Raw genomic sequence first — 17,251 nt, 5'->3', positions numbered from 1 at the left:
AGTCCGGAACCCAGGGACGTTACTGATCGGTAAGGGGAGCGGCTATGCGGCTCGGCATCAATCTCGGTTACTGGGGCGCGGGAATGGACGGCGACAACCTCGCCGTCGCCCAGGAGGCCGACCGGCTCGGCTACGACGTCTGCTGGGCGGCCGAGGCGTACGGCTCCGACGCGCCGACCGTGCTCTCCTGGGTCGCGGCCCGGACCGAGTCCATCGACGTCGGCTCCGCGATCATGCAGATCCCGGCCCGCCAGCCCGCCATGACGGCGATGACCGCAGCCACCCTCGACTCGCTCTCCGGCGGCCGGTTCCGGCTCGGCCTCGGTGTGTCGGGGCCGCAGGTCTCCGAGGGCTGGTACGGCGTCAAGTTCGACAAGCCGCTGTCCCGCACCCGGGAGTACGTCGAGATCGTCCGCAGGGCGATGTCCCGCGAGCGGCTCTCGTACGAGGGGCAGCACTGGACGCTGCCGCTGCCGGACGGTCCGGGCAAGCCCATCAAGCTGACGGTCCACCCGCAGCGCGAGCACATCCCGCTCTACATCGCCGCGATCGGCCCGAAGAACCTGGAGCAGACCGGCGAGATCGCGGACGGCGCACTGCTGATCTTCCCCTCCGCCGAGCACCTCGAGGACACCGCGATGAAGTACCTGCGGGCGGGCCGCGAGAAGGCCGGCCTGACCATGGAGGGCTTCGACGTCTGCCCGACCCTGCCGCTCGCCGTCGGCGACGACGTCAACGGCCTCGCGGACATCTTCCGTCCGTACACCGCCCTCTACGTGGGCGGCATGGGCAGCCGCAAGCAGAACTTCTACAACCAGCTCGCACAGCGCATGGGTTACGAGAAGGAAGCGGCCGAGATCCAGGACAAGTACCTGTCCGGCGACAAGAACGGCGCCGCGGCCGCGGTGCCGCAGCAGCTGATCGACCAGACCACGCTGCTCGGCCCCGTCGAGCGGATCGCCGAGCGGATGCAGGCCTACGCCGAAGCGGGTGTCACGACGCTGACCCTGGCCCCGGCCGGGTTCACCCTCGACGAGCGGCTCACTGCCCTGCGGGCCGGCACCGAGGCGCTGGAGCGCGCCGGGCTCGCCTAGCCACGCCCGGGCACAACGGGGGCAGCACTACGGCCGTGGTGGGGGCTCGGGGCCTCCCCGCCACGGCCGTTACGCATATCAACGCGCGCACGGTCCGCCGGTTACGGCGTCACGCGCCCCATCCGGCGTAGCCGGGGCCCGTTCCTGTTGCCCGGGTGGGTGCGCCGCACTTGACTGTCGCTCGGCGGATGCGCACGGAGGTGGCAGTGATGCTCTCGGCAAGAACCCTGTTCCAGGAGATTCTCGACGACGACGAGTCGTTCCGGCTGTTCTGCTCCATCGCGGCCGGCGGAGAGTCCCAGGGCGGCTGGGAGAACGGCCGCATCGCCGCCCTGGTGCCCGAGAGCCAGCGCGCCCTTGCGCCCAAGATCGCACGGCACGGCGCCGACGAGGACAAGCACGGAAGGATCTTCGACGCGCTCCTGAGGAAGCGCGGGCTCCGGCCCGCGGAGGTCCCGCACGAGACCGACTACACGATGCTGCTGGAGAAGTACGGCATCGGCCTCGCCCATGAGCAGCTGCGGGGCGAGGAGCGGCTCTCCGAGCGCGACATCATCACCTATCTCGCCCACAGCCGGGTCACCGAGCAGCGCGCCTCCGAGCAGATGGCCCTGCTGCGCAAGTACTTCGCCGACCACCCCGACCTCGGCCGCGCCGTGAGAATGATCTCGGACGACGAGGACAACCACCTGGCGTACTGCCACGAGGAGCTGCTCCGCTTCGCCCGGGCCGGACACGGCCGCACCATCCAGCACATCCTGCGCGAGTGCGCGCTGGCCGAGATCCGGGTGTACCGCGACGTCAGTCTCGCCGTGATGGACCACATGGGCCGCATCCTGGGCTGGTCCCGGGTCAGGGCGGCGGTGCTGGCGGCCGGGATCCACGGCGTCTACGCGTACGAGCGGTTCGTGGGGTGGCGGCGGATGGTGAGCCTGGAGCAGCCCGAGCGGCGCGACGCGCTGGGCGGCCCCGCCGCGCCGGAGCCGGGCCTCGCCTGAACCGGGCGGGGCGCCCGCTCGCCCGTCAGAGCCAGCCGCGGCGCTTGAACTGCCGGTACAGCGCGAAGACCACGGCGCCCATCAGCGCGATCACCGCCGGATAGGCCCACACCCAGCGCAGTTCCGGCATGTGATCGAAGTTCATGCCGTAGATCCCCGCCACCATCGTCGGCACGGCGGCCATCGCCGCCCAGGCCGAGATCTTGCGCATGTCGTCGTTCTGCCGCACGCCCACCTGGGCCAGATGGGCCGAGAGGATGTCGGAGAGCAGCCGGTCCAGCCCCTCCACGTACTCGTTGGCGCGCGTCAGATGGTCGCTGACGTCGCGGAAGAACGGCTGCGAGTGTTCGTGGACGAACGGCACGTCCGCGCCCGCCAGCCGGGCCATGGGGGCGCTCAGCGGTCCGGCGGCCCGGCGGAACTCCAGGATCTGCCGCTTGAAGGTGTAGATGCGGGACGCGGTGCTCTTGGTGTCGCCGACACCGGTCGGCGCGAACACCTCGGTCTCCAGCTCCTCCAGGTCGACCTGGAGCTCGCCCGCGACCTCTATGTAGTGATCGACGACGGCGTCGCTGATCGCGTACAGCACCGCGGTCGGCCCGTGCCTGAGCACCTCCGGCTCGGCCTCCAGCCGGCGGCGTACCGCGGCGAGCGGCGCGCCCTCCCCGTGCCGGACGGTCACGACGAACGAATCGCCGATGAAGGCCATCAGCTCGTCGGCGGTGACCCTGTCGCTCGTCGGCTCGTACACCACCGGTTTGATGACGGCGAACAGCGAGTCGTCGTACACCTCCAGCTTGGGGCGCTGGTGTGCGCTCAGCGCGTCCTCCACCGCCAGCGGATGCAGTCCGAACTCTCTGCTGACGAGCGCGAACTCCTTCTCCGTCGGTTCGTGCAGCCCGATCCAGAGGAACGCGTCCCCGGTGGCCCGTGCCTCGTCGAGGGCGTCGGAGAGGTCGGCGGGGCCGTCGGTGCGGCGCCCGTCCCGGTAGATGGCACAGTCCACGATCACGGCGCGCATTCTTCCCTGCCGCGCTCCTGGGCGCACCTCACCACCGGCGGCGGCCTACGCTGGCCCGTATGCCCACCCTGATCCTCGTACGCCATGGACGCTCCACCGCCAACACGGCCGGAGTGCTCGCGGGCCGCACCCCGGGTGTCGCGCTCGACGAGCGCGGTGCCGAACAGGCCGCGGCACTGCCCGGACGGCTTGCCGGGCTGCCGCTGGCCGCGGCCGTCAGCAGCCCCCTGCAACGCTGCCGGGAGACCCTGCGACCGCTGCTCGCCGCCCGGCCGGAGCTGGAACTGCACACCGAGGAGCGGATCAGCGAGTGCGACTACGGCGACTGGTCGGGGCGCAAGCTCGCGGAACTCGCCGACGAACCGCTGATGGGCGTTGTGCAGCAGCATCCGTCGGCCGCGGCGTTCCCCGGCGGCGAGTCGATGCGCGGCATGCAGGCGCGCGCGGTCGACGCGGTGCGGGACTGGAACGCCCGCATCGAGGAGGGGCACGGCGACGACGCCGTCTACGTGATGTGCTCGCACGGCGACATCATCAAGGCGCTGGTCGCCGACGCGCTCGGCATGCACCTCGACCTCTTCCAGCGGATCCACGCCGACCCCTGCTCGGTCACCGCGATCCGCTACACCAGGCTGCGGCCCTTCCTGCTGCGGCTCGGCGACACCGGGGATCTCGGATCGCTGGCGCCGCGCGAACACCCGGGCCCGGCGGACCCCGGCGGGCGCCCCGCGTCGGACGCCGACGCGGCTGTCGGCGGCGGCGCTGGGGCACCGTGATCGCTTCGCGCAGTAGGGTGGACGCTCCGTAGGCGCCGTGCCCCGGGGAACCTCCCGCGGACCCGGCCGCCCCCATCCACCGTCGATCTCAAGGGAGACAGGACGTGTCCCGTCAGGTGTTCCTCTACGACCCCCCGGACCGCTTCGTGGCCGGTACGGTCGGGTTGCCTGGACGCCGTACGTTCTTCCTGCAGGCATCCTCAGGCGGACGTGTCACCAGCGTGGCCCTGGAGAAGACCCAGGTCGCCGCACTCGCCGAGCGGATCGACGAACTGCTCGACGAAGTGGTGCGGCGGACCGGCGGAAACTCCCCGGTGCCCGCCGTGGCGCCGATGGACGTCAGCGACACCGCGCCCCTGGACGTCCCCGTCGAGGAGGAGTTCCGGGTCGGCACGATGGCGCTCGCCTGGGACGGCGAGGAACAGCGCATGATCGTCGAGGCGCAGGCGCTGGTCGAGCTGGACGTGGACTCCGACGAGGATCTCGCCGAGGCCGAGGAGCGGCTGCTCCAGGACGAGGAGAACGGTCCGCCGATGCTCCGGGTCCGTCTCAGCGGCGCACAGGCCCGGGCCTTCGCCAAACGGGCGCTGGACGTGGTGAACGCCGGACGTCCGCCGTGCCCGCTGTGCAGCCTGCCGCTCGACCCGGAAGGACACGTATGCCCGCGCCAGAACGGATACCGTCGCGGAGCCTGACCGGCACCGAACTGGTCGCCCTGCTCGCCGAGGGGGAGCTCACCGTCCTCGGACAGATACGCGGGGCCTCCAACGCCGTGCTGTACTGCACGGTCTCGCGCGACGGCGAGGAGGCGGCCTGCGTCTACAAGCCCGTGGCAGGCGAACAGCCCCTGTGGGACTTCCCGGACGGCACGCTCGCCGCGCGCGAGGTCGCCGCGTACGAGATCTCCGAGGCCACCGGCTGGGGCCTCGTACCGCCCACCGTGCTGCGGGACGGTCCGTACGGCGAGGGCATGTGCCAGCTGTGGATCGACGCGGAGCCCCGGGGCGAAGAGGGCGACGAGGACGACGGGGCGGCCGAGCCGCCGCTGCTCGCACTGGTCGAGGACGAGGAGCCCGGGGAGGGCTGGAAGGCCGTTGCCCAGGCGGAGGTCGGCGGGGGGAGAACGGCCCTGCTGGTCCACGCGGACGACGCGCGGCTGCGGCGGCTGGCCGTCCTCGACGCAGTGATCAACAACGGCGACCGCAAGGGCGGCCATCTGCTGCCCGCACCCGGCGGCCGGCTCTACGGCATCGACCACGGTGTGACCTTCAACGCCGACGACAAGCTGCGCACGCTGCTCTGGGGGTGGGCGGGGGAGCCGCTGACCGCCGAGGCCGTCGAGGTCGTCGAGCGGCTGGGGACGGAACTCGCGCCCGGGACACCGCTCGTCACCCGGCTGGGCGAGCTGATCACCGAAGTCGAGATCGAGGCGTTGCGGGGCCGTGTGGCGGGGCTGAGAGCGACGGGGAGGCACCCGGAGCCGAGCGGGCAGTGGCCGTCGATCCCCTGGCCGCCGGTCTGAGCGGACCAGGGGTTACGCGGTGGCCGGGAAGCGGAGCGCGGTTCCGGGACCGCCACGGCAAGCAGATGGGGCCGCACCGCGCAAGACCGCCTCTTCGGACAGGATCCGGTATCCGGTTCGTATCCGGAACGTGCATCCGGTTACGCTCGTGGCATGCATGCCTGGCCCGCTTCTGAGGTCCCCGCCCTGCCTGGCAAGGGCCGCGACCTTCGGATCCACGACACCGCGACCGGCGGACGGATCACCCTTGACCCCGGTCCCGTCGCCCGCATCTACGTCTGCGGCATCACGCCGTACGACGCGACCCACATGGGTCATGCGGCGACCTACAACGCGTTCGACCTCGTTCAGCGCGTGTGGCTCGACACCAAGCGGCAGGTTCACTACGTCCAGAACGTGACCGACGTGGACGACCCGCTGCTGGAGCGGGCCGTGCGCGACGGGCAGGACTGGACCGAGCTCGCCGAGCGCGAGACGGCCCTGTTCCGCGAGGACATGACTGCCCTGCGCATGCTTCCGCCGAAGCACTACATCGGTGCCGTGGAGGCGATACCCGGCATCGTTCCGCTCGTGGAACGGCTCCGCGACGCGGGCGCCGCCTACGAACTCGACGGCGACGTGTACTTCTCCGTCGAGACCGACCCGCACTTCGGCGGGGTCTCCCACCTCGACGCCGAGGCGATGCGGCTGCTCTCCGCCGAGCGCGGCGGAGACCCGGAGCGCCCCGGCAAGAAGAACCCCCTCGACCCGATGCTCTGGATGGCCGCCCGCGAGGGCGAGCCGAGCTGGGACGGCGCCTCGCTCGGCCCCGGGCGGCCCGGCTGGCACATCGAGTGCGTCGCCATCGCCCTGGACCACCTCGGCATGGGCTTCGACGTGCAGGGCGGCGGGTCCGACCTCGCCTTCCCGCACCACGAGATGGGCGCCTCGCACGCCCAGGTGCTGACCGGCGAGCACCCCTTCGCCCAGGCCTATGTGCACGCCGGAATGGTCGCCCTGGACGGCGAGAAGATGTCGAAGTCCCGGGGCAACCTGGTCTTCGTCTCGAAGCTGCGCCGCGACGGCGTGGACCCGGCGGCGATCCGGCTGGCGCTGCTGTCCCACCACTACCGGTCCGACTGGGAGTGGACGGACCAGGTGCTCGCCGACGCGGTGGAGCGGCTCGCCCGGTGGCGGTCCGCGGTCTCCCGCCCCGACGGTCTGCCCGCCGAGGCCCTGGTCGAGGAGGTCCGCGAGGCCCTCGCCGACGATCTGGACGCGCCGGCCGCGCTGGCCGCCGTGGACCGCTGGGCCGAGCGCCAGAACGCCGAGGGCGGTACGGACGAGGGCGCGCCCGGCCTCGTCTCGCGCACCGTCGACGCGCTGCTGGGCGTCGCGCTGTAGCGCCGCCCGGGGTGGCAACCCGCTGAAATTCACCGGACGTTCCGGACGAACCGGCCTTGGACTTCTCGACGAAGTTCAGGGCCGGTTCCGTTTTGTCCATGGTCAAGTGCTCGATGCTGCGCTAAAAGCGCTCTATGCAATCATCAACGCGCATCAGAACGGCGGCAGTTGCAGCCTTGCTGGGGTTGCTCGCCGTCTTCTCGGGCCCCGGCGCGGCCCAGGCCGGCGCTGCCGAGCCGGACACCACGGTCGGTGATCTCACCGGATTCTCCGCCGACGGAGCCGTCTACCACCTGAAGGCCGGTGCCGCCGAGGCCCGTGTCAGCTTCGTCTCCGACGAGACCTTCCGTATCGAACTCGCCCCGGACGGTACGTTCTCCGACCCGACCGGCGACGACATAGTCATGCCGCAGGGCACCCCGCCGCACACCCGGTGGAAGGAGCGGAGCGACCGCTACGAACTCTCCACCGGCAGCGTCACCCTGCGCGCCTACAAGATGCCCCTGCGCTTCGCGCTGTACCGGGCGGACGGCACCCAGGTCTGGTCCGAGGCCAAGGGGCTGAGCTGGGACGGGAAGCAGACCACCCAGACCCTGGCCCGCGGCGCGGACGAGCAGTTCTACGGCGCCGGAATGCAGAACGGCCGCGGCAACACCTCGCACCGCGACAAGACGGTCGAGGTCGGCGTCGACTACAACTGGGACGACGGCGGCCACCCCAACTCGGTGCCGTTCTACCTCTCCTCGGCCGGCTACGGTGTCTTCCGCAACACCTACGCGCCGAACACCTACGCCTTCACCGACCCGGTGACCACCAGCGCGAAGGAGAAGCGCTTCGACGCCTACTACTTCGCGGGCGGCAGCGCCAAGGACGTCATCGAGCAGTACACGGAGCTCACCGGCAAGCCCTTCCTGCCGCCGGTGTACGGAATGGAGATCGGCGACGCCGACTGCTACCTCCACAACGCCAACCGCGGTGAACGCCACACCCTGGACGCCCTGAAGGTCGCCGACGGCTACGTCGAGAACGACATGCCGAACGGCTGGATGCTCGTCAACGACGGCTACGGCTGCGGCCACGAGGACCTCGCCGAGACGGCCAAGGGCCTCCAGGACCGTGACATGCAGCTCGGCCTGTGGACCCAGGACGGCATCGACAAGATCGCCGAACAGGTGAAGGCCGGTCAGCGGGTCGCCAAGCTGGACGTCGCCTGGATCGGCTCCGGTTACAAGTTCGCCCTGGACGGCTGCAAGGACGCGTACCGGGGCATCGAGGACAACAGCGACGCCCGCGGCTTCACCTACGCCCCCGAGAGCTGGGCGGGCGCGCAGCGCTGCGGAGTGCAGTGGTCCGGCGACCAGTACGGCACCTGGGACTACATCCGCTGGCAGATCCCGACCTACGCGGGGGCCACGATGTCCGGCCTCGCCTACACCACCGGCGACGTCGACGGCATCTTCGGCGGCAGCGCCAAGACGTACACCCGTGACCTCCAGTGGAAGATGTTCCTGGGGACCACGATGACGATGGACGGCTGGGCGGCCAGCGACAAGCAGCCCTTCCGGTACGGGGAGCCGTACACCACCATCAACCGCGACTACCTGAAGCTCAAGGAGTCGCTGCTGCCCTACCAGTACTCCTACGCGCACGAGGCGACGAAGACCGGCGTCGGCATGGTCCGCCCGCTCGTCCTGGAGTACCCGGACGACCCGAAGGCGGCGACGGACGCGGCGAAGTACGAGTTCATGTCCGGCGAGGACTTCCTCGTCGCACCCGTCTACCAGGACAGCACCGAGCGCGACGGCATCTACCTGCCGAAGGGCACCTGGACCGACTACTGGAGCGGGCGGACGTACGAGGGGCCTGTCACCCTCGACGACTACAGCGCCCCGCTCGACACCCTGCCGCTGTTCGTCAAGGGCGGTGCCAGTGTGCCGATGTGGCCCGGCATCCGCTCGTACAAGGACCGCACCGCCGATTCTCCGCTCGCCTGGGACATCTACCCGCAGGGCAGGTCGTCCTTCACGCTGTACGAGGACGACGGCGTCACCCGGCAGCACCGCGACGGCAAGTACGCCACCCAGCGGGCCGACGTGGACGCACCGGTGCGGGGCGCGGGCGACGTGACCGTGCGGATCGGCGCCTCCGAGGGAAGGTTCACGGGCAAGCAGAGCACGCGCCCGTACGAGTTCACCGTGCACACCGGCTCCGCCCCGAGCGCGGTCGGGATCGGCGGGAAGCTGCCCCGGCTGGGCTCCGCCGCCGCGTACAAGGCCGCGAAGCAGGGCTGGTGGTACGACCGGGACGACCGCGGCGGCGTCGTGAAGATCAAGACCGCACCGCTGTCCACCGGCAAGAAGTTCACCGTGAAGCTGAAGGACACCAGTGCGGTCGGCGGGCGGCACGCCGCGGCGGCCGCCGTCGTCTCGGCCCCGGCCGGGCAGGAGGTCGGCGCCGGGGCGCAGGCCACCGTCGCCGTCGACGTCACCGCGGGCGGCGCCGATGTGACGGACGCCCAGGTGGGCCTGGAGGTCCCCGCGGGCTGGCAGGTCGCCCGCACTGCGACGGTGGACCGGATCCCGGCGGGAACCACCCGGCGGGTCGAGGTCTCCCTCACCCCCGCCAAGGACGCCACGGCGGGAGAGGCGCGGATCACCGCGCTCGTCCGCTACCGCTCGGCCGGCGAATCCAGGACCGCCACCCAGCGGTTCGCGACCGGGGTGATGCCCCCGCCGCCCACCGGTGAGGCCTGGGCGAGCGACCTGGTGTGGCTGAAGTCCACCAACGGCTACGGACCGGCCGAACGGGACCGCAGCAACGGCGAGTCCGGCGCGAGCGACGGGCACCCGCTGACCCTCGCCGGGAAGACGTACGAGAAGGGGATCGGCACCCACGCCGACTCCGACATCGAGGTCTATCTCGGCGGACGCTGCACCGCGTTCACCGCCGACGCGGGGATCGACGACGAGATCAACGGCTACGGCGAGGTGGCCTTCTCCGTCGAGGCGGACGGCAAGGTGCTGTGGACCTCGCCGAAGGTGACCGGAGCCTCGGCGACCGTACCGGTCGACGTGAAGCTCGACGGTGCGCGCCATGTGCACCTGAAGGTCACGGACACCAACGGTTCCAAGACCGGTGACCACGGGGACTGGGCGGCGGCCCGGTTCAGCTGTTCCTGAATGTCCCGGACAGTACGGGAGCGCCGGGCGGCGATGTGTCCGCCCGGCGCTCCACCGGTCCCGTCGGCCCTCCCCGGAGTGTCAGTCCTCCGACGAGTCCTGAGAGCCGTCGCCGTCACCGCTGTCGTCGCCCTCCCGGCCGCCCGGCGGCTTCCGTCCGGGTCCGTCCGGGGGCGGTGTGCCGGGTCCGGTGCCGCCCCCGGTCTCGGGGCGCAGCGGCTTCGGCGGGCGGGTGCGGCCGCTGGAGGTGTCGCGGAGATACGAGGTGTCGCCGCTCTCCGTCGCGTGCCCGCCCGGTGCCTGGCCCGGACCGATGTCCCTGCGGCGCAGATAGCGCTCGAACTCCCGGGCGATGGCCTCGCCGCTCGCCTCGGGAAGCTCGGCGGTGTCCCGGGCCTCCTCCAGCGTCTGCACGTACTCGGCCACTTCGCTGTCCTCGGCGGCCAGTTGGTCGACGCCGAGCTGCCAGGCGCGCGCGTCCTCGGGCAGTTCGCCCAGCGGGATGCGCAGACCGATGAGGTCCTCCAGCCGGTTCAGCAGCGCGAGCGTGGCCTTGGGGTTGGGCGGCTGCGACACGTAGTGCGGCACCGCGGCCCACAGGCTCACCGCGGGCACGCCCGCGTGCGTGCAGGCCTCCTGGAGGATGCCGACGATGCCCGTCGGGCCCTCGTACCTGGTCTCCTCCAGGTCCATGGTCCGTGCCAGGTCCGGGTCGGAGGTGACCCCGCTGACCGGTACCGGGCGGGTGTGCGGGGTGTCGCCGAGCAGGGCGCCCAGGACCACCACCATCTCCACCCCCAGCTCATGGGCGAAGCCCAGGATCTCGTTGCAGAACGAGCGCCAGCGCATGGATGGTTCGATCCCGCGGACCAGGACGAGATCGCGGGGCTTGTCCCCGCCGACGCGGACCACGGAGAGCCGGGTGGTCGGCCAGGTGATCTTGCGCACCCCGCCGTCCAGCCAGAGCGTCGGCCGGTTGACCTGGAAGTCGTAGTAGTCCTCGGCGTCCAGCGCCGCGAACACCTCGCCCTTCCACTCCCGGTCCAGGTGGGCCACCGCCGTGGAGGCGGCGTCCCCTGCGTCGTTCCATCCCTCGAACGCGGCCACCATGACCGGGTCGATCAGCTCGGGAACCCCCTCGAGCTCGATCACCCAGGCCTCCTTCCGAAGTTCCCTTGTGTACCCATCAACCTTACGGCTTCCGGCCACTCGTGCCGCAGTCTCCGCGCACAGCAGAGTGAACCCGGTCCACGAGGGTGCATCACCGGTCGAATCAGGGCATCAGATTGTGGATACATCCGAGCTGTGTCCGGCAAATTTCGATCAAGCCCTGGACGTTTGCGCGCCCATGGCGCTATACATCGGATGACCAGAACAGAGGTCCGATGTTATTCCCCTGGGGGCGCACATGAGTCAGACCGTCACGGATTTCGAGGTCCACGACATCCGTTTCCCGACCTCGGAACAACTGGACGGCTCGGACGCCATGAACCCCGATCCCGACTACTCGGCCGCCTACGTCGTGCTGCGTACCGATGTCCCCGACCGCACGGGCGGCCCGGGCAGCGGCAGCGGCGGCATCGAGGGACATGGCTTCTGCTTCACCATCGGGCGCGGCAACGAGGTGATGGCCGCCGCCATCGACGCGCTGCGCCCCTACCTGGTGGGGCGCCCGGCGCCCCGCACCGCGGCCGATCTCGCCGCACTGCACCGCGAACTCACCCACGACTCCCAACTGCGCTGGCTCGGCCCGGAGAAGGGCGTGATGCACATGGCGGCCGGCGCGGTCGTCAACGCCGCCTGGGACCTGGCGGCCAAGCTGGCGGGACGACCCGTCTGGGAGTTCCTCGCCGGGATGACGCCCGAGGAACTCGTCTCCCTCGTCGACTTCCGCTACCTCAGCGACGCCCTCACCCCCGACGAGGCCCTGGCCATCCTGCGGGCCGCCGAACCGGGCCGGGCCGAGCGCGCCGAACGGCTGCGCGCCGAGGGATACCCGGCGTACACCACCTCGCCCGGCTGGCTGGGCTACAGCGACGACAAGCTGGTCAGGCTGGCCAAGGAAGCCGTCGCCGACGGCTTCACCCAGATCAAGCTGAAGGTCGGCGGCAGCCTCCACGACGACGTCCGCAGGCTCGCCCTGGCCCGCGACGCGGTAGGCCCCGGCATCCGGATCGCCGTCGACGCCAACCAGCGCTGGGACGTCGCGGACGCGGTCGAGTGGATGACCGCGCTCGCGCCGTACGACCCGCACTGGATCGAGGAGCCGACCAGTCCCGACGACATCCTCGGCCACGCCGCCGTCCGGGCCGGACAGCCGGTCAAGGTCGCCACCGGCGAACACGTCGCCAACCGGGTGGTGTTCAAGCAACTGCTCCAGGCCGGCGCCGTCGACTTCGTCCAGATCGACGCGGCCCGTGTCGCGGGCGTCAACGAGAACCTCGCGATCCTGCTGCTCGCCGCGAAGTACGGCGTACCGGTCTGCCCGCACGCGGGCGGGGTAGGACTCTGCGAGCTGGTGCAGCACCTCTCGATGTTCGACTACGTGGCGGTCTCCGGCAGTCGGGACAACCGCGTGATCGAGTACGTCGACCATCTCCACGAGCACTTCGCCGACCCCACCGTGATCGAGGCCGGCCACTACACCGCGCCGAGCTCCCCGGGCTTCTCCGCCCGGATGCTCCCCGAGTCGATCGCCGCACACCGCTACCCGGAGGGCGCCGTATGGCGGGCCCGCCGCGCCGAGGAGGCCAACCGATGACCACAACGAGCGACTTCGAGGGAATGGGCGCCCTGGTCACGGGCGGCGCCTCCGGCATCGGGGCCGCCGTCGCGACCATGCTGCTGGCGCGCGGCGCACGGGTGGCCGTACTGGACCGGGAGACCGCCGGCGCCCCCGCGGGCGCCCTCGCCGTCAAGGCGGACGTCACCGACGACGACGCCGTGCGCGAGGCGGTCGACCGCGCCGCCGCCGAACTCGGCGCACTGCACACCGTCGTCTCCAACGCGGGCATCGGCTCCATCGGCACGGTCGAGGACAACGCCGACGACGAGTGGACCCGGGTCCTGGACATCAATGTCCTCGGCATGGTCCGCACGGCCCGGCACGCCCTGCCCCATCTGCGGCGCGCCGCGGCCGACCGCCCCGGCGCCGTCTCGATCACCCAGACCTGCTCCATCGCGGCCACCGCCGGGCTGCCGCAGCGCGCCCTGTACAGCGCGAGCAAGGGCGCGGTGCTCTCGCTGACCCTGGCGATGGCCGCCGACCACGTCCGCGAGGGCATCCGGGTCAACTGCGTCAACCCCGGCACCGCGGACACCCCCTGGATCGGCCGGCTTCTCGGCCGGGCCGACGACCCGGACGCGGAGCGGGCCGCGCTCAACGCCCGCCAGCCGCTGGGACGACTGGTCTCGGCCGACGAGGTCGCCGCCGCGATCGTCTACCTCGCGAGCCCCGCCGCCGCCTCGGTCACGGGCACGGCCCTGGCCGTCGACGGCGGCATGCAGGGGCTGCGCCTGCGCCCCGCCGAGAGCTGACCGGGGGAGCGGCCCGGTACGCGTCATGGGGCCGCACCCCGCGCACGATGCACCTCCGCTTTGCCGACAGAGCTCCGAGCCGGTACTCACAAAGGACGGGACCCCAATGAGAGTGCGTACGACGAGTGCGGCGGCCTGCGCCGTACTGCTGGCAGTCACCGCCCTCGCGGGCTGCAACCGCGAGTCGACCGCAGACGGCGCGGGCGGCGGGAAGGTCGGGATCGACCTGCCGCGCAGCGACAGCGACTTCTGGAACTCGTACCAGAACTATGTGGAGAAGGGCGTCAAGGAGGGCGAGGTCAAGGCGCTGCCGCTGACCAACTCGCAGAACGACATCGGCAAGCTGGTCGCCAACGTCCAGACCTTCACCGACCAGGGTGCCAAGGCCGTCGTCATGGCGCCGCAGGACACCGGCGCGATCGCCGAGTCGCTCAACACGCTGAACGAGAAGAAGATCCCGGTCGTCAGCGTCGACACCCGCCCCGACAAGGGCAACATCTACATGGTGGTCCGCGCCGACAACAAGGCGTACGGGACCAACGCCTGCAAGTACCTCGGCGAGCAGCTGAAGGGCAAGGGCAAGGTCGTCGAGTTCCAGGGCGACCTCTCCTCGATCAACGGCCGTGACCGGTCCGAGGCGTTCAAGGCCTGCATGGACAAGGACTTCCCCGGCATCAAGGTCTTCGAGCTGGCCACCGACTGGAAGGGCGACGTCGCCTCCGCCAAGCTCCAGGCCACCCTGGCCGCCAACCCCGACATCAACGGCATCTACATGCAGGCCGGCGGTGTCTTCCTGCAGCCCACCCTCGCCCTCCTGGAACAGAAGAAGCTGCTGAAGCCGGCCGGTACGCCGGGCCACATCACGATCATCTCCAACGACGGCATTCCCGAGGAGTTCGACGCCATCAAGGCCGGGAAGATCGACGCGACGATCTCCCAGCCGGCCGACCTGTACGCGAAGTACGCGCTGTACTACGCCAAGGCAGCCCTGGACGGCAAGACCTTCAAGGAAGGCCCCACCGACCACGACTCCAACATCATCAAGATCCCGAACGGCTTCGAGGACCAGCTCCCCGCGCCGCTGGTGACCAAGGACAACGTCGACGACCCGAAGCTGTGGGCCAACCAGCTGGAGAAGAAGAGCTAGCCATGGACCAGGCACCACCTGCCGTACAGGCGGAAGGCGTTGTCAAACGCTTCGGGCCCACCGTGGCGCTCGACGGGGTCCGGCTCACCGTGCAGCCGGGTGAGTCCCACGCCCTGGTCGGGCGCAACGGCGCGGGCAAGTCGACGCTGGTCAGCGTCCTGACCGGACTCCACAAGGCGGACGCGGGCACGGTCGCCTTCGGCGGGGAGCCCGCGCCCGCCTTCGGTGACACCGCGGCCTGGCAGTCCAGGATCGCCTGCGTCTACCAGAAGTCCATGGTCGTCCCGGACCTGACCGTCGCGGAGAACCTCTTCCTCAACCGCTTCGACGACAACGCCCACTGGATCAGCTGGGGCAGGCTCCGCAGACGCGCCGAGCGGCTGCTGGCCGACTACGGCGTCCAGGTCGATCCCCGAACCCGGGCGCGTGACCTCGCGGTCGAGCAGCGGCAGTTCGTCGAGATCGCCCGGGCGCTGTCCTTCGGCGCCCGGCTGATCGTGCTGGACGAGCCGACCGCCCAGCTCGACGCCCGGGGCATCGGACGGCTCTTCGACAAGCTGCGCGAACTGCAGGCTCAGGGAGTGGCGTTCCTCTTCATCTCCCACCACCTCCAGGAGGTGTACGAACTGTGCACGGCGGTCACCGTCTACCGCGACGCCCGCCATGTGCTGACCGCCCCGGTCGCCGACATCGCCAAGGCGGAGCTGGTGGCGGCGATGACCGGCGAGAAGTCCGCCGGAGCCACCGCCTGGCACGCGGGCGGTGACGGCTCCGGGACACCGGACGAGTCGGCCGAACCCGTGCTGCGTACCGAAGGGCTCACCGTCCAGGGCCAGTTCGAGCCATTGGACCTGGAGGTCCGTCCCGGCGAGGTGCTCGGCCTGGCCGGTTCGGCGGCCAGCGGCAATACGGCCCTGGGCGAGACCCTGGCCGGTATGCGCAAGGCGGGCGGCGGCACGGTCCGCGTGCACGGCAGGGCCGTGCGCTCCGGCAGCGTCCCGCACGCGCTGGACGCCGGGATCGGCTACATCCCCGAGGACCGCCACGACCAGGGCCTCGTCCTGGAACGCAGCGTCGCCGAGAACGCCACCCTCACGGTCACCGACCAGCTCGGCCCGTGGGGGACCGTACTGCCCTCCCGTACCCGGGAGTTCGCACGCTCGATGATCGCCTCGCTGGACATCAAGACGCAGGGGCCCGAACAGCCCGTCTCCGGACTCTCCGGCGGCAACCAGCAGAAGGTGGTCGTCGCCCGCGCGCTGGCCCGCGAGCCGAGCGTCCTGGTGGCCGTCCGGCCCACCGCGGGCGTGGATATCAAGTCCAAGGACTCGCTGCTCGGCGTCGTGCGACGGGTCGCCGACGAGGGGAACGCCGCAGTGATCATCTCGGACGAGCTGGACGATCTGCGGGTCTGCGACCGGGTGCTCGCCCTGTTCCACGGACGCGTGGTCGCGACATTCGCAAGCGGGTGGAACGACGGGGAGCTCGTCGCCGCCATGGAAGGTGTGGGGGAGAGGCAATGACCGGCACGGTACGGCCCCTGGCGGCCGACGGCATCGACAGCGGGCCGAAGGGCTCCGCGACCGGCGAGAGGCCGCTGGACCGGCTGAAGCTGATCAGATGGAGCGACTTCTCGCTGGTACCGGTGATCCTGGTGCTGATGCTGATCGGGTTCATCGTCTCACCGGTGTTCCTGACCTCCGAGAACCTGATCAGTGTCGTCCAGCAGTCCTCCGAACTGAGCCTGCTGGTGCTGGGCCAGGCGCTGATCCTGATCTGCGGACGGATGGACCTGTCCCTGGAGTCGACGATCGGCATCGCGCCGGTCGTCGCGATGTGGCTGGTGCTGCCCGCCGAGGGAGGCCGCTTCGCGGGCCTCGGTCTGCTGCCCACCTGGTCGGCGATCCCGCTCTGCCTGCTGGTGGGCCTCGCCATCGGCGCGGTCAACGGCTTCCTGATGCTGAAGCTGAGGGTCAACGGCTTCATCGCCACGCTCGGCATGCTCACCATGCTGCGCGGTCTCCACATCGGGATCACCGAGGGCAAGTCCATCACCGACGTACCGGAGTCCTTCCGCTACCTCGGCAAGAGCGAGTGGCTCGGCGCACCGGCCGCCGTCTGGATCTGCCTGGCCCTGTTCGCCGTCGGCGGCGCCGCGCTGGCCTGGCTGCGCCACGGGCGTTCGCTGTACGCCATCGGCGGCAACCCGGAGGCGGCGCGCGCTGCCGGCATCCGGGTCGACCGGGTCACCTGGATCGTGCTGGCCGTCGGCGGCCTGCTGGCGGCCTTCGCGGGCATCCTCTACACCGGCCACTACGGATCGGTCGCGGCGACCCAGGGCAACGGCTGGATCTTCCAGGTGTTCGCCGCGGCGGTCATCGGCGGCATCAGCCTCAAGGGCGGCCGCGGCACCCTGTTCGGCGCGCTGACCGGTGTGCTGACGCTCCAGCTGGTGGTCAACGTGATGACGCTCGGCGGCGTCCCGGCGCTGTGGAACCAGTTCCTCAACGGCGCGATCATCATCGTCGCCCTGGTCATCTCCCGCTTCGCGAGCGGCGAGAAGCAGGACTGAGAGCTTCCGGCCCCGCCGGGGC

14 protein-coding genes are annotated in these 17,251 nt (G+C 70.9%); 12 read left to right on the top strand and 2 right to left on the bottom strand.

All coding sequences use genetic code 11. The annotated features are described in order from the left end of the window. The first annotated feature begins 44 nt into the window (after window positions 1–44). Both AB0D53_RS09670 and AB0D53_RS09665 read left to right on the top strand, forming a co-directional pair. Complete coding sequence (locus AB0D53_RS09670) at window positions 45–1,094, top strand: LLM class F420-dependent oxidoreductase (protein WP_362442568.1); 1,050 nt, start codon at window positions 45–47, stop codon at window positions 1,092–1,094. A 209-nt stretch (window positions 1,095–1,303) separates the two neighbouring features. Further along, window positions 1,304–2,092, top strand: coding sequence for a ferritin-like domain-containing protein (locus AB0D53_RS09665; RefSeq protein WP_362442565.1), 789 nt, complete (start codon window positions 1,304–1,306; stop codon window positions 2,090–2,092). 25 nt (window positions 2,093–2,117) lie between these two features. Here the strand turns inward: AB0D53_RS09665 and corA are convergent, their stop codons facing one another. Beyond that, window positions 2,118–3,113: a magnesium/cobalt transporter CorA gene (gene corA / locus AB0D53_RS09660; protein WP_362442562.1), complete on the bottom strand. Its 996-nt coding sequence runs from the start codon at window positions 3,111–3,113 to the stop codon at window positions 2,118–2,120. A gap of 59 nt (window positions 3,114–3,172) precedes the next feature. Here corA and AB0D53_RS09655 point away from each other — a divergent pair, with 59 nt between their 5' ends. From AB0D53_RS09655 to AB0D53_RS09635, 5 genes are all read left to right on the top strand, one after another. Next, window positions 3,173–3,889 (top strand): histidine phosphatase family protein, encoded by a 717-nt coding sequence (locus AB0D53_RS09655; RefSeq protein WP_362442559.1) that lies wholly within the window; start codon window positions 3,173–3,175, stop codon window positions 3,887–3,889. Between the two features lie 104 nt (window positions 3,890–3,993). Beyond that, window positions 3,994–4,584, top strand: coding sequence for a DUF3090 domain-containing protein (locus AB0D53_RS09650; protein ID WP_329817897.1), 591 nt, complete (start codon window positions 3,994–3,996; stop codon window positions 4,582–4,584). Further along, window positions 4,548–5,411, top strand: a complete 864-nt coding sequence (locus AB0D53_RS09645; protein ID WP_362442555.1) for an SCO1664 family protein — start codon at window positions 4,548–4,550, stop codon at window positions 5,409–5,411. The genes AB0D53_RS09650 and AB0D53_RS09645 overlap by 37 nt, the downstream gene beginning before the upstream one ends. Window positions 5,412–5,564: 153 nt before the next feature. After that, on the top strand, window positions 5,565–6,794 hold the full coding sequence (gene mshC, locus AB0D53_RS09640; protein ID WP_362442552.1) for a cysteine--1-D-myo-inosityl 2-amino-2-deoxy-alpha-D-glucopyranoside ligase: 1,230 nt from the start codon (window positions 5,565–5,567) through the stop codon (window positions 6,792–6,794). Between the two features lie 134 nt (window positions 6,795–6,928). Next, entirely contained in the window at window positions 6,929–9,973 is a 3,045-nt protein-coding gene (locus AB0D53_RS09635) for an NPCBM/NEW2 domain-containing protein (protein ID WP_362442549.1), read from the top strand. Between the two features lie 81 nt (window positions 9,974–10,054). Here the strand turns inward: AB0D53_RS09635 and AB0D53_RS09630 are convergent, their stop codons facing one another. Beyond that, entirely contained in the window at window positions 10,055–11,125 is a 1,071-nt protein-coding gene (locus AB0D53_RS09630; protein ID WP_362442546.1) for a PAC2 family protein, read from the bottom strand. Window positions 11,126–11,381: 256 nt separating this feature from the next. Between AB0D53_RS09630 and AB0D53_RS09625 the strand changes: the two genes are divergently transcribed. From AB0D53_RS09625 to AB0D53_RS09605, 5 genes are all read left to right on the top strand, one after another. Next, window positions 11,382–12,734: an enolase C-terminal domain-like protein gene (locus AB0D53_RS09625; RefSeq protein WP_362442543.1), complete on the top strand. Its 1,353-nt coding sequence runs from the start codon at window positions 11,382–11,384 to the stop codon at window positions 12,732–12,734. After that, window positions 12,731–13,510, top strand: a complete 780-nt coding sequence (locus tag AB0D53_RS09620; RefSeq protein WP_362442540.1) for an SDR family oxidoreductase — start codon at window positions 12,731–12,733, stop codon at window positions 13,508–13,510. Before AB0D53_RS09625 ends, AB0D53_RS09620 begins: the two co-directional genes overlap by 4 nt. A gap of 106 nt (window positions 13,511–13,616) precedes the next feature. Next, on the top strand, window positions 13,617–14,657 hold the full coding sequence (locus tag AB0D53_RS09615; protein WP_329817890.1) for a sugar ABC transporter substrate-binding protein: 1,041 nt from the start codon (window positions 13,617–13,619) through the stop codon (window positions 14,655–14,657). A gap of 2 nt (window positions 14,658–14,659) precedes the next feature. After that, window positions 14,660–16,180: a sugar ABC transporter ATP-binding protein gene (locus AB0D53_RS09610; protein ID WP_362442535.1), complete on the top strand. Its 1,521-nt coding sequence runs from the start codon at window positions 14,660–14,662 to the stop codon at window positions 16,178–16,180. Beyond that, window positions 16,177–17,229, top strand: coding sequence for an ABC transporter permease (locus AB0D53_RS09605; RefSeq protein WP_329817888.1), 1,053 nt, complete (start codon window positions 16,177–16,179; stop codon window positions 17,227–17,229). The genes AB0D53_RS09610 and AB0D53_RS09605 overlap by 4 nt, the downstream gene beginning before the upstream one ends. The last annotated feature ends 22 nt before the right edge of the window (window positions 17,230–17,251 follow it).

Source organism: Streptomyces sp. NPDC048295 (genome assembly GCF_040652135.1).
GTDB lineage: Bacteria > Actinomycetota > Actinomycetes > Streptomycetales > Streptomycetaceae > Streptomyces.
Note: the sequence above shows the minus strand (reverse complement) of the source record. Positions and strands in the feature narration are given on the sequence as shown.